Annotated in this window: 13 protein-coding genes; 3 read left to right on the forward strand and 10 right to left on the reverse strand. The window is 47.0% G+C overall.

Translation table 11 applies throughout. The annotated features are described in order from the left end of the window. Positions 1-31 precede the first annotated feature (31 nt). Together LJ740_RS16095 and LJ740_RS16100 are read right to left on the reverse strand one after the other, a co-directional pair. Positions 32-2,869 (reverse strand): response regulator, encoded by a 2,838-nt coding sequence (locus LJ740_RS16095; RefSeq protein WP_229530125.1) that lies wholly within the window; start codon positions 2,867-2,869, stop codon positions 32-34. A 322-nt stretch (positions 2,870-3,191) separates the two neighbouring features. Then, positions 3,192-3,794 carry a tRNA-uridine aminocarboxypropyltransferase gene (locus LJ740_RS16100; RefSeq protein WP_229530126.1) on the reverse strand — a complete coding sequence of 201 codons (603 nt, stop codon included), beginning with the start codon at positions 3,792-3,794 and terminating at the stop codon, positions 3,192-3,194. A 17-nt stretch (positions 3,795-3,811) separates the two neighbouring features. Here LJ740_RS16100 and LJ740_RS16105 point away from each other — a divergent pair, with 17 nt between their 5' ends. Then, positions 3,812-4,183 carry an MGMT family protein gene (locus tag LJ740_RS16105; protein WP_229530187.1) on the forward strand — a complete coding sequence of 124 codons (372 nt, stop codon included), beginning with the start codon at positions 3,812-3,814 and terminating at the stop codon, positions 4,181-4,183. 237 nt (positions 4,184-4,420) lie between these two features. On the opposite strand, the gene LJ740_RS16110 is transcribed toward LJ740_RS16105, so the two are convergent. Next, the gene (locus tag LJ740_RS16110) at positions 4,421-5,404 is read right to left on the reverse strand and encodes a transposase (protein WP_229530127.1); all 984 of its coding nucleotides are present in this window, start codon (positions 5,402-5,404) and stop codon (positions 4,421-4,423) included. A gap of 205 nt (positions 5,405-5,609) precedes the next feature. On the opposite strand from LJ740_RS16110, the gene LJ740_RS16115 reads away from it, so the two are divergent. Next, positions 5,610-5,966, forward strand: a complete 357-nt coding sequence (locus tag LJ740_RS16115; RefSeq protein ID WP_229530128.1) for a VOC family protein — start codon at positions 5,610-5,612, stop codon at positions 5,964-5,966. A gap of 70 nt (positions 5,967-6,036) precedes the next feature. Here LJ740_RS16115 and LJ740_RS16120 read toward each other — a convergent pair whose 3' ends face one another. The 5 genes from LJ740_RS16120 to crp all read right to left on the reverse strand — a co-directional run bounded on the left by LJ740_RS16120 (position 6,037) and on the right by crp (position 9,140). Continuing rightward, positions 6,037-6,219: a hypothetical protein gene (locus LJ740_RS16120; protein WP_229530129.1), complete on the reverse strand. Its 183-nt coding sequence runs from the start codon at positions 6,217-6,219 to the stop codon at positions 6,037-6,039. A gap of 249 nt (positions 6,220-6,468) precedes the next feature. Next, positions 6,469-7,725 carry an RNA polymerase sigma factor gene (locus LJ740_RS16125; RefSeq protein WP_229530130.1) on the reverse strand — a complete coding sequence of 419 codons (1,257 nt, stop codon included), beginning with the start codon at positions 7,723-7,725 and terminating at the stop codon, positions 6,469-6,471. Continuing rightward, positions 7,685-8,035 carry a YciI family protein gene (locus tag LJ740_RS16130; RefSeq protein ID WP_229530131.1) on the reverse strand — a complete coding sequence of 117 codons (351 nt, stop codon included), beginning with the start codon at positions 8,033-8,035 and terminating at the stop codon, positions 7,685-7,687. The genes LJ740_RS16125 and LJ740_RS16130 overlap by 41 nt, the downstream gene beginning before the upstream one ends. Before the next feature lie 4 nt (positions 8,036-8,039). Further along, on the reverse strand, positions 8,040-8,426 hold the full coding sequence (locus tag LJ740_RS16135) for a VOC family protein (protein WP_229530132.1): 387 nt from the start codon (positions 8,424-8,426) through the stop codon (positions 8,040-8,042). A gap of 75 nt (positions 8,427-8,501) precedes the next feature. Continuing rightward, positions 8,502-9,140, reverse strand: a complete 639-nt coding sequence (crp, locus tag LJ740_RS16140) for a cAMP-activated global transcriptional regulator CRP (RefSeq protein ID WP_377307080.1) — start codon at positions 9,138-9,140, stop codon at positions 8,502-8,504. A gap of 297 nt (positions 9,141-9,437) precedes the next feature. Between crp and LJ740_RS16145 the strand changes: the two genes are divergently transcribed. Further along, entirely contained in the window at positions 9,438-10,049 is a 612-nt protein-coding gene (locus LJ740_RS16145) for a DUF7010 family protein (protein ID WP_229530133.1), read from the forward strand. On the opposite strand, the gene LJ740_RS16150 is transcribed toward LJ740_RS16145, so the two are convergent. Both LJ740_RS16150 and LJ740_RS16155 read right to left on the reverse strand, forming a co-directional pair. Further along, complete coding sequence (locus tag LJ740_RS16150; RefSeq protein ID WP_229530134.1) at positions 10,046-10,687, reverse strand: YgjP family zinc-dependent metalloprotease; 642 nt, start codon at positions 10,685-10,687, stop codon at positions 10,046-10,048. The two genes, LJ740_RS16145 and LJ740_RS16150, sit on opposite strands and share 4 nt — an antisense overlap. Before the next feature lie 151 nt (positions 10,688-10,838). Continuing rightward, positions 10,839-11,168: DUF3085 domain-containing protein (locus LJ740_RS16155; RefSeq protein ID WP_229530135.1), on the reverse strand; the 330-nt coding region annotated here is incomplete at its 5' end.

An 11,168-nucleotide genomic window follows, 5' to 3' on the forward strand; every position in this document is an offset into this window, starting at 1 on the left:
CCCGATTTCTTTGTTGAAAGTTCAGCAGGCGCTAAAATTCAGCTTCAACAAATCGATTTTTGACAGAATCAATCAGGGTTTCGAATTGGAATTGCCACGCCTGGACCTGGCTAACGTCGGATTGACCAGCTTGTATCGTCGCTTCCATCTCGGTGGCTAATTGCCACAACGGTTGCCAGGCGAACTTTTTGGCTCTGGGGGTAATTCTGTTCAGGTAAAGTTTGGCAATATTGAATTCGCCCCGTGTCAGACATGCCCAGAGTTGGGCAATTTCGTCGTCTATTCTCAATACAAAAGCCTGCAATTCTGTGAGTAACAGTTCCACGTCCATATCATGACGTGCTACTGCCTGGGGTATCTCAATACCCGGTAACTCACAACAGAGTCGGGCCAGTTTGAGCGACGGTGGCACTGCCGCGTTGAGCTTTTCCTGTTCACCGGCTTTCAGTAACTGTTCTATATCGGCAAACTTTTGGCCCACCAGAGCAAACCCAAAGGATCCGGCGGCACCTTTGATACGGTGGGCTATTTCACCTGCTTCCTGTAGTTCTTGTTGTGCCCAGTGATGTTCAAAACTATCCAGTTGTTTGATCAGGTCACGGTGATAGTCGATCACCAAAGGCAACATCTCATCATTGCTAAACAAACTGTCGGTACTCCCCTGAGATCTCAGGTGTTTAGTGAGTGTGGCGATGAAATCCTGTCTCACAATGGGCTTGGCTAAATGACCGGTGAAGCCTTTGCGCATGTACTCCTCGATCTCATGTTTCATATTGTTTGCGGTCAACGCGATTACAGGTAAAGTATAGCCGTACTTGCGCAAGGTTTCAGTGGCTTCATCTCCCCGCATTCTGGGCATCTGTATATCCATAAGTATCAAATCGTATTCGTTTTCAAATACCATCTGTAATGCAGAGTCACCATCCTCGGCTTCTGAGACTTCAACATTCATACGTTTGAGAATGATTTTTATCAGATCCCGGTTATTTGGGTGGTCGTCTACCAGGAGAATTTTGTTGCCGGAGAAGTCGGGCATTTCTGCCGATGGTTCCGCAGCATCATTACGGCTTTCCATAAATTCTGATACAGAGTGTAACATAGTTGATTGGGGAGTCGGGCAAGCCTTGATGCGCACTTCAAAGCAGGCGCCAAGCTGCGGCGAACTGTGCGCAGAGATGTCTCCTCCCAGGCCTATGGCGAGACGCCGGGAAATACTCAGGCCCAATCCCGTGCCGCCGAATTGTCGGGACACTGATGCGCCGCCCTGCTCGAAGGGATCAAAGATGGCATTGAGTTTTTCCTGCGACATGCCAATACCGGTGTCTTTGACGGTCACTACCAGGTCAGGGTCGGTAAAATTGATATCAATATCCACCTGGCCTTGTTCGGTAAATTTCACCGCATTATTGGTCAGGTTCAACAGGATCTGTTTAAAGCGATAGGGATCGGTGGTGACCTCAGATGGGATAGGAAAATGATAATTTAAACTGAACCCCAGGCCCTTGTCTCTGGCCCGGTGAGCTATCACCGATTCCACCTGACTCAGCACTTCCACGATAGAGCAGGGCAACATTTCGTATTCCAGCTTATCGGCTTCGATTTTACTGATATCCAGGATGTCGCTGATAATGTGCAGCAGGTGGTTTCCGTTCTGGGAAATGACGCGTAACACCCGATCCTGTTCTTCGCGATTGATATCACCTTCCAATATCCCGTCTGCATAACCAATAATCGCTGTAAGTGGCGTTCGTATCTCGTGGCTCATATTGGCCAGAAAGTGGCTTTTGGCACTACTGGCTTCCTGAAGTTCGCTGATCAGGTGTTCTAAAGCAACATTGGCTTCAGCCAGGGCTTCGGTGCGTTCATAAACTTTTTGTTCCAGGTTGTTGGCAAACTGCCTGTTTTCCATGGTGATCAAACTGACCTTAGCGGCAAGTGATAAAGACAGCAGAATACAGCCGGTGGTGCTGGATAGCAGACCGATAAAAATAATACTGACGGAGGTATCGATGGCCGGATGCAGAAATGCTGCGCTCCAGAGAATGGATTGCAGGGCAAACGCCGAGTAAGCAAAAATAAAAAAGCGGGCTGGCTTATACTGTCGACGCCAGGCGATAGCACCGGCAATCAGGCTGGTTACAATCACCAGTGAAACTGAGGCGTATGCGACAAAAATGCCTATCAGAGGCAAAAAGGCGGTGATGGGGGTCACCACAATGCATATCCAGAAGGAAGCCATTAAGACGCTGTCCAATAGCCCGGATATGGTTTTGAGATTGAGGAAGGCGCGGGTAAATAAAATAGAAAAAGCGGCGCTCAATAAAAACGGTGGAATTAAAAACAGGTCTGGCAATGGATTAAAAAATAGCTTTAATAGGCCGATGATATTGGCCCAGCCAAACGCCAAAAAGGCCGAGCAAAAAGTGAAATACAAATAGGTCAGTTCTTTACTGGCGTAAAATAAAAATACATTGTAGATACTCAGGGCCAACAACATACCAAGCGCTAACAACATCAGAATGGATTTGCTGTTTACCTGGTCATTAACTGCATGTTCGGCGATGAGTTTTATTTTAGGCGCCACCAGGTTGAACTGGCTTTCGAAAATCAGCAACAGGGTTCCGGTGACACCGGTGGGAATGTCAATGTAATTGCCTTGTTGCAGATTGATATCGCCCATGTGATGCAATCCACTTGTTCCTGACTGTTGTGCCTGATCTTCATAAAAGTACAGGTGTACAGTTTCAGCAATGGGGCTGATGGGGTTCACGAACCAACGCGTTTGTTGCGTGGTGTTAAGCAGTTTGCTGACAACCACCAATTGACCCTGAGAGTCGGAATCCTGTCCGATGGGAGTTAATTGTGCCAACCACTGGGATAGCTCTGATGCGGCTGCGGGAGGGGGGGGCTGATTTGCTGTACAGCTGTTGACTCTGCGCGACGGGAACAAAGTGGGCAGCTTCTGTGAGTTCTAATCTGCTCGTTTCTGCATTGGTCAGTTGCCAGCAGTGGCTGACCGCCAGTATCCAGAAAGTGATTAATCCTTTAACAATCCGACTTTTCATAGTGGTAAAAAGCTCAGTCCTTTAACGAGATGATAAATACGCCAACTCTAGTATAGAGAAATTTTAAAAATCCGCCTGACGTAATTTGAGTACTTTTCGCTGATGGTTCAGGTTTACGGTAAAAAATTACTCTTGTAAAGAGGGGTTATCCGGTCCGGTTGCAGAAAAGGATTCAGTGCGTTGCTGAAATTGCTCAAATAAGGTTAATAAATCCTGGGTGTTGATGACGTTTTCCAGACTATAGGCAATGGCTTCTAAGGTTGATAGTTGCCCCGGAGCGTGATTTTTCCTGATGCGGTATTGACCAACTGGCGCTTCGGTCAGCCTGTAACAGGGGATGTCCCATAACCAGGGATTTAAATGCCAGATTTTTCTGGCCTTGCGCCAGGTGGCATCAATGTAGATCAAATTGCAAGATGGCAAATCAGGCTGCGCAACTGATTGCGGGTGGCTATTTGCCGTGGGGAAAAAGCAGCCCCATTGGTGAGGCTGTTTTTCAGTGAGTTGTGTTAAAGCGCTAAAGTCAGTCGCGGCCTCACCGCACCAGATCTGTATTGAAGGCAGCAATTGTTTTACCAGGCGCAAGGTGTTTTTGCTATGCTGAATTTCGTCCGGATGCTGCAGAACATGTATGGCCCCCGAATAAGAAATCGTCTGAAATTGCGCTACCAGGGCACATATGCAGGTTTTTTCCGGAAAAAGGCAATTTGAACAATAACGTCTGGCCATACGAGGAGTCTTTAATCGTGCAGGAAAACAATCAAAATACAAAAAATACAGGACACCCATCTTACGCGAGAATCTGGCAAACCACATTACAAATTCCGTCGGGAAAGGTGGCAAGTTATGGACAAATTGCGGATTTGTCCGGTCTGCCGGGACGAGCCCGTATGGTGGGTAAAGCGTTGGGATACGCGCCCAAAGCGCTGCAGGTACCCTGGTATCGTGTGTTACGTTCAGATGGCCGGATCGCATTTTCACCGGGTAGCGAACACGCCTTGCTTCAAACCGGACTATTGCAGGAAGAAAATGTCGTAGTGCTAAACAACCGGGTGAAATTAAAGATGTTTCAGTGGCAACCGGATCTGGCGGAATTATTGTTTAAACTACAGCATTGATTTTTATCAAAGTTTTTATCAAGACAGCCATGTTAAATTCCAGGTCCAACTTCCTTTTAATGGACAAGAATTGTTAATGAACAAGGCGTGAGCAGCAGTTTACCGGGGGTTTCTTAGTTTTTTGCGGGCAGTTTTTTGAATTTCGCGTGCAACAGCAACCATTTGTTGCTTCTACATGTACGGGCAGACCTTACCTTGACAGTAATCGAGCTTAATTTGCGTAAGGAGTGGGGGATGTTATCCAAACAACCGTATCGCGCTATTTTTATCTCTGAGCCGTTTTAGTTTGTGTCGATGCCGGTAGGCCTCAAGATAAGACTCACTGCCCGCAGCGTGGTGAAAACAATCCTCAAATTGGGTGGTAAGCTCCTGCCACTGCATCGGTGTAATGTTGATGCGCTGCAGCATCGCGGGTACAGAGCCGTCAATTGCCCCTTTTTTATCCGGCACAATGGCTCTGCCGGTGATATCCACCAGTGCCAGGTAATCGGCTAAATGAAAAGGCAAGCCGTGGGGCCTGTCATCGTTGTAACTTCCGACAAAAGGTGTCAGATATCGCGGTGTTTTACCTGTTCTGGCAGCATTGATGCGATACTGAATACTGGTATGGTCAGATTGTTCCGGCGTTTTGGCAATGCCGGCCCTGATTGGGTTTAAATCCACATAGGCCATGCAGGCAGCAAGTGCTGCTTCATCCAGTAAGGCCTGAGATTTAAAACGTCCCTCCCAGAAGCGACCCGTACACTCATCTTCCCTGTTGGCCTCTCTGGCAATGTATTCGTTTAATGAGCGCATAAACCAGCTGATATCGCTGAGTCGTTGTCGCCAGACTTCAACAGTTTCCGCAAGGGTAGCCATTTGAAATTCAGGTATGTGTTGTCGCTGCACAGGATTCAGGAACTGATGACTCAGCAGTGTACCTTTGTGTAACCGGTGCCAGCGGTGAATCACTTCTTCAGTATCCCAGCTGTCTGACAAGGCTTTATGGATGTGTAAAACAAGGTGAGTGTGGTTGCTCATCACGGCATAGGCACAGACATCAATGGCGAATATCTGAGATAAAAAATGAATCCGGTCCTGAACCCACTGACGGCGGTGTTCATAGCTGATGCCGGTGAGTTTGTCCTGACCACACAAATAGGCCCTGCGCACACAGCGGGAAACACAATGGTAATAGGGGGTATCTTCAAGGCTGATTTGCGCCTTCCTGGCTTTTGGCATCTGGACTCCTCCTGAGTCTGATAAGAACTGCTTCTATTTTGCACAAATCAGAGAGTTTGAAAACTGTACCTAAGTACAGTTTTGATGGCTGTCTACTTAATTTTGTCCAGGTAATTTTGATGGGTGTCATGTTAGGGACTGCTGACAGATACTGGTAGTGGGAGGCGTTAGGGTGTGGTTTTTCTATTTCGGGGGATATCAGACGATGAAAATGAATTATTTTGTTGTGGGCACAAACAATATGGATGCTGCTACCAGGTTTTACGATGCGCTGTTTGAGGGTGAAAATTTACAAAAGCTGAAGGCTTCTGACAGGATGACCTACTGGTTGGGAGAGGATTTTGCATTTGCTGTTGCGTTGCCATTTAACGAACAACCAGCAACAAATGGCAATGGGACTATGTTGGGCTTCAATGTGGGAACGGGGGATCAGGTTGTAAAGCTGTACAACAAGGCTATTAATCTGGGAGGTATCTGCGAAGGCCAACCAAATCAGAGAGGGCCTCGCTTTTCCGCTTATGTCCGTGATTTAGACAAAAACAAAATATGTTTCTCGGATTGAATGTTACATTCAGGCAATCTGTTACTGCAAAATCAGCGGCGCCTGTTGTAAATGACGCGCTTTATGCAGGTCAGCCGGTTTGCACATCTTTAATAATGATGGCTAACTGATCTACTGTCACATCAGAGGGGCATACCCCTTTATTTACCAGCTCTGTATGGACTTTGTCTGGTTTTTGCAGCCAATCTGATTGTGCATTGCGTTTAATGTATTTGCCTAACTGTTTCTGCATACTTCTGGTTAAACAAGACATACAGCCTCCTGAATTACCTTACGTCGACTCGCGCGGAAATTGACCTTGTTATTTCCGGGCGTGCTCGCCCATAACCCAATTTATCCGGTCGGTATACACAGGTTATCGGCTTTATCTGTTTCCAACTTTAACGATTATCTGCCAGCAAATATTCACCTATAACAAGATATTTTTGACAGCTCTTAAAGTTCAGTATTATTGAAAGCATGGTGTATGCCAACTTCAGGAAGGCGTATTTATTTTATTCTGTCAGGCCTGTCGCAAAGCGTCTGCTTGCCTGGCAAAGTGATTCTTTTCATGACTCGAGCTGCTGAACATTTCTGCCAGAGTAAAATTTTCTATGGCGGCCGGTATATTTTTCAATCGCAGGGAAATATCAGCCTTAACGGCATAAAATGGCGCGTATTGTGCCAGCGCTGCAGAAGCTTCCAATTGTTTAAGTTGCGCTATCGCACACTCAGGACCACGAGACATACTCATTGCATAGATGGCATTTAACTCTACAACGGGTGACGTATCAAGGTTCAAATGCACTCTGTACAGAGCTTCTATTTCAGCCCAGTCGGTATCTGACCATTGCTTTGTATGACAGTGCACTCCCTGAATTGCAGCCTGAATTTGATAAACCCCTAAAGCTTGTCTTTGCATGGCTGTCTTCAGTATTTCATGGGCCTCTGTGATGTAATCCGGGTGCCATAACGCCCGGTTTTGTTCTGACAGCGGGATAATTTCTCCGCTTGTATCAAATCTCGCTGGTTGTCGAGCCTGATGGAATAACATCAGGGCTAACATACCTTCTGTTTCAGCCTGATGTGGGATTAACCGGGACAATCGCCGCACCAAAAAACAGGCATTTTTTTGCAATTCCAGTGTATCTTCTCTTTGATTTGCGCCGCTGTTGAACATCAGGTAAAGGGTTTTTAATACCGCGTTAAGTCTTCCCAGCAGATGCTTTGGCTCAGGGATCACAAAGGGGATTGCCGCCTGCTTTATCTTGCGTTTGGCTCGGGTGAGACGTTGTTCCAGTGTCTTTTGTGACAACAGTAATGCTTGTGCCACTTCCGCGGTGGTTAAGCCGGCTACCGTGTTCAGGGTCAATGCCACTTGTTTGTCGAATTCCAGTGCCGGGTGACAACAGGTAAATATCAGCTTTAGTTGCTCATCACCAAATTGTGTATCTGTCAGTTCGTCAGTGGCTTCCTGTTGTTCAGAAACCAACTGTTGGACTTTTTCCCGGGTCATTTTGTGATGGCGATATTTGTCTATGAATTTATTTTTAGCGGTGATTTTTAACCAGGCTGGTGGATTTTCAGGGGGCTTTTGAGGCCATTGTTGCAATGCCAGCAGAAAGGTTTCGTGCCAAATTTCCTGAGCCTGATCTAAATCTTCGGTGAGGCGCAATAAATACGCCAGCATCGGTTGCGAATACTGGCGGTACGTGCTTTCCAGCAGGGTGACTGACACGCTATTCCTGATACCACAATGGGCGGATTTCAATGCTGCCATATTCGGCACTGGGTATCATGGCCGCAACTTCTGTCGCCTGATCCAAATCCCGGCACTCCACCAGGAAAAACCCGCCCAACTGTTCTTTGGTTTCCGCAAAGGGGCCATCTGATACCAATGTCTGACCTTCGCGCACCTTCACTGTGGTGGCTGTCTCAGTCGGCGTTAGTCTTTTTCCATCCAGGAAGACGTTTTGCTGCTGTAGTTGTTCCACCACCTGGTTGTATCTTGCCACCAGTGCGTCATCCCAGCTTTCGCCTTGCTGTTGCTCCCAGGCTTCGTTGGCGTAAATCATTAAAAGGTATTTCATTGGTTCAGGCTCCGGATTGAGGTTCATATTGTATAGCAGATAGCAGGGCACCCTGGGGATCCTGAAACACAATAAAGTATCCCACACCGTCAATTGCAGTTGGCGGCGTTAACAATTTGCCATTTAGTGATTGCACTTTGTCGGCGGTGGCCTGAATGTCTGAGACGGTAACATATTGGCCCCAGCAAGGTGGTTGTTCCGGCGTTGGACAAGCCATGATTCCGGCTATTTTTTCCTTGTCGCACAGGGCGACGAAATAGTCCTGCCCCTGCATATCCATGGTTTCAAATTGCCAGCCAAATAATTGTCCGTAAAACTCAACCGCCTGTTTTGGGGCTGAGGTCATTAATTCAGACCAGGAAAAGTGGTTAGAAGTCAGGTTATTGCTCATGAAGTATCTCCAGTTTTATGAGTTTTCAATACCCTGACGAACAAGCCTGGTAGATTTCTACAACCCCTTTTAAATTTATTGTAAAACCACAATACTGTGACCTTCAAAGGCCACTAATCCCTGATCTTCAAGGCTTTTTAAAACCTTGCCCACCATTTCCCGGGTACAGCCTACATGACGACTCAACTCCTGGCGGGTGATTTTCAGCATTATGCCATCCGGGTGTGTAATGGCATCGGGTTGATTGATCAGATCCAGTAAGCAACCCGCAACGCGTCCGGTAACATCGAGAAAGGCCAGATCTGTTACTTTTTTAGACGTTTTACGCAAACGTGCGGTTAATTGTTTGGAAATTGCCATTAAAATGTCGGGACGGCTGCGCGCCAGAATCTCAAATTTGTCGTAGGCGATTTCGGCCACCTGACAAACTGTACGGGTGCGAATGGTAGCACTGCGCTCAGATTTTTCGTCAAACAGCCCCATTTCACCGAAAAACGAGCCCTGATTGAGATAGGCTAACACAATATCTTTATCGCCTTCGTGCTGACGGGTAACCGACACTGATCCTTTTAATAAAAAGTACAGTTTTTGGGTGTGTTCGCCTTGTCTGACAATCACCGCATGGCGGCGATATTCTTTAATCGTGCAGTGTGTTAAAAAGTTATCCAGAAATTCCACGTCTTTCACATCATATTGATTATTTAAATCTGACACTTGTTGTTACCCATAACCAGTTTATAAGGTTAAGTGCCACCGTCAGGTACAAAGCACACGAGCCGATAGCAGAAATTTTTTATAAGTATGGCGTAAATCCGGGATTTTGCCTGAAACACTTAAAACCGACTTTTAAACCCGAACATTAATCGCATGAAGTTTAAAGTGGCCGGCGTCTGCTGTAATACGACCTGTTATCGAAACAAATAAGCATGTATTTGTCATAATACCCATGTGTTTTGTTTATCGGCAATGGAAAGTTTTCTATCAGAACAATAATGTGGGCTGCTTCACAACATGATAGATTTTAGTGTCGATAAATATCAGGGTCTGAGTGGCAGGCCGGTTATCTGCACTTCAATGATCAGGGGGCTGGAAATGGAATTGGTAGAGTCACAGGCAGAAATGCGTGTCGTTTACGTAAACGGAGCAACCGGCGTGCTGGTTTCCGGATTGATATGGTGTCTGGCGGGAAGCGTGGGTATTTATAGCAACGCCCACAGCAGCATGTTGGCCCTGTTTCTGGGAGGTCTGTTTATTTTTCCCCTTTCTGTTGCGTTAGCCAAACTTTTAGGAGCAACGGGTAAACATTCAGCGCAGAACAAACTGGGCACATTGGCAATAGAGAGTTTAGGCGTGTTATTTGGGGGCTTGTTCGTTGCTTTTGTCGCGGCACAGTACAATCCGGATCTGTTCTTTCCCGTTATGCTGGTAGCCTTAGGGGCCAGATATCTAATGTTTCAGACCTTATACGGTTTAACCCTGTATTGGCTGTTAGGTGGTTTGCTAATGGCGTCAGGGTTTTTAGCTGCCATTTTGCAATGGCCGTTTTTTGCTGCCGCCTTTATCGGGGGAGGACTTGAGATCTTATTCGCTGTGGCGTTGTACCTCAGGAGGCCCGGGCTCTAAACTGACATCACCTGAGTTTTCAGTATCTGATCGGCATGGCGCCAGTCAGGCAGGAAGTGATCCATCAACTGATAAAAGCGTTTGTTGTGGGATGCTTCCAGTAAATGCACCAGTTCATGCACCAGAACCATTTCAGCACAGCTTCGCGGGTACTGAGCCAGTTGCACATTGAGCCAGATGCGGTGCCGGGTAACGTTGCAACTGCCCCATTTGGTTTTCATGTTTCTGATACCACTAAACTTTGTATGGACACCCATCTTATCTTGCCAACGTGGCAACGCTTGTTCCATATACTTCTGTAACGCCCCGCGCCAGATTTTCTGGTGCAATAGCGCAATTTCTTGCTGATGCTGAATTGGGGTTCTGATAAAGATAGTCGCGTTTTGCTGGTCTATTTCAAATGGCGTTTTGATTGCCGGGCGCACCTCAATACAAAAGGCTTTACCCCACAGGCTGACTTGTCTGGCGTTGTTTTGTTCTGCCTTGCTGTGATTAGCTGCCATTACACGCTGCAGCTGTTGCTCTACCCATCCGGATCTGGCATCGAGAAAGCGAATAATCTCGTGATCTGTGATGCCATGTGGGCAACTCAGTGCCAACTCGCCGTTATCTCTTACCCGGAGCCGGATGGACTTCATGGTTTTGCGGGTGATCTGAACCTCATGACTCTGCCACCTGAGAGCAGATTTGCGGTGAGCCTGATTGCGTTTTTTTGGGAAGCGGAAAAAGGGCATTAAATGTGAAATCAGCTTAAATGCCGGCCGTGCTGTTCACACTGCCGGCATTTGATTATGCCGCTGATTGATTGGGTTGACCAATTTCCACCACCAGGGTGTCAGATTTTGCGCGGATAGCGGCTACAACATCCGCAATCGGCACCATCTGAATCACTTCACCCGGTGCAATTTGGCGGGTGTATTTGGCCCAGTTGTCATCAGATATAGGATTGCAGCCTTTCGCAAAGGCAATAGCACCGCGTCTGAAAGGGGTCAGTTCGTCCTTCAGGTTATTGCAAATGTACAAGCCTTTGTCATTTTTCATGAGCAACGCTCTGGGGATTTTGCTGCTGATAATGCGGCTGGAATCTGGCCAAAACTTTTCTTCAGCGGCCTCCGCCTG

The sequence above is a fragment of the Planctobacterium marinum genome (assembly GCF_020687805.1).
Lineage (GTDB): Bacteria > Pseudomonadota > Gammaproteobacteria > Enterobacterales > Alteromonadaceae > Planctobacterium > Planctobacterium marinum.

Coding starts and splice junctions, on each gene's coding strand:
- LJ740_RS16100 (WP_229530126.1), bottom strand. CDS start 3,794: ATGGCCAGACGTTATTGTTCAAATTGCCTTTTTCCGGAAAAAACCTGC.
- LJ740_RS16110 (WP_229530127.1), bottom strand. CDS start 5,404: ATGCCAAAAGCCAGGAAGGCGCAAATCAGCCTTGAAGATACCCCCTAT.
- LJ740_RS16115 (WP_229530128.1), top strand. CDS start 5,610: ATGAAAATGAATTATTTTGTTGTGGGCACAAACAATATGGATGCTGCT.
- LJ740_RS16120 (WP_229530129.1), bottom strand. CDS start 6,219: ATGTCTTGTTTAACCAGAAGTATGCAGAAACAGTTAGGCAAATACATT.
- LJ740_RS16125 (WP_229530130.1), bottom strand. CDS start 7,725: ATGGCAGCATTGAAATCCGCCCATTGTGGTATCAGGAATAGCGTGTCA.
- LJ740_RS16130 (WP_229530131.1), bottom strand. CDS start 8,035: ATGAAATACCTTTTAATGATTTACGCCAACGAAGCCTGGGAGCAACAG.
- LJ740_RS16135 (WP_229530132.1), bottom strand. CDS start 8,426: ATGAGCAATAACCTGACTTCTAACCACTTTTCCTGGTCTGAATTAATG.
- LJ740_RS16145 (WP_229530133.1), top strand. CDS start 9,438: ATGATAGATTTTAGTGTCGATAAATATCAGGGTCTGAGTGGCAGGCCG.
- LJ740_RS16150 (WP_229530134.1), bottom strand. CDS start 10,687: ATGAAGTCCATCCGGCTCCGGGTAAGAGATAACGGCGAGTTGGCACTG.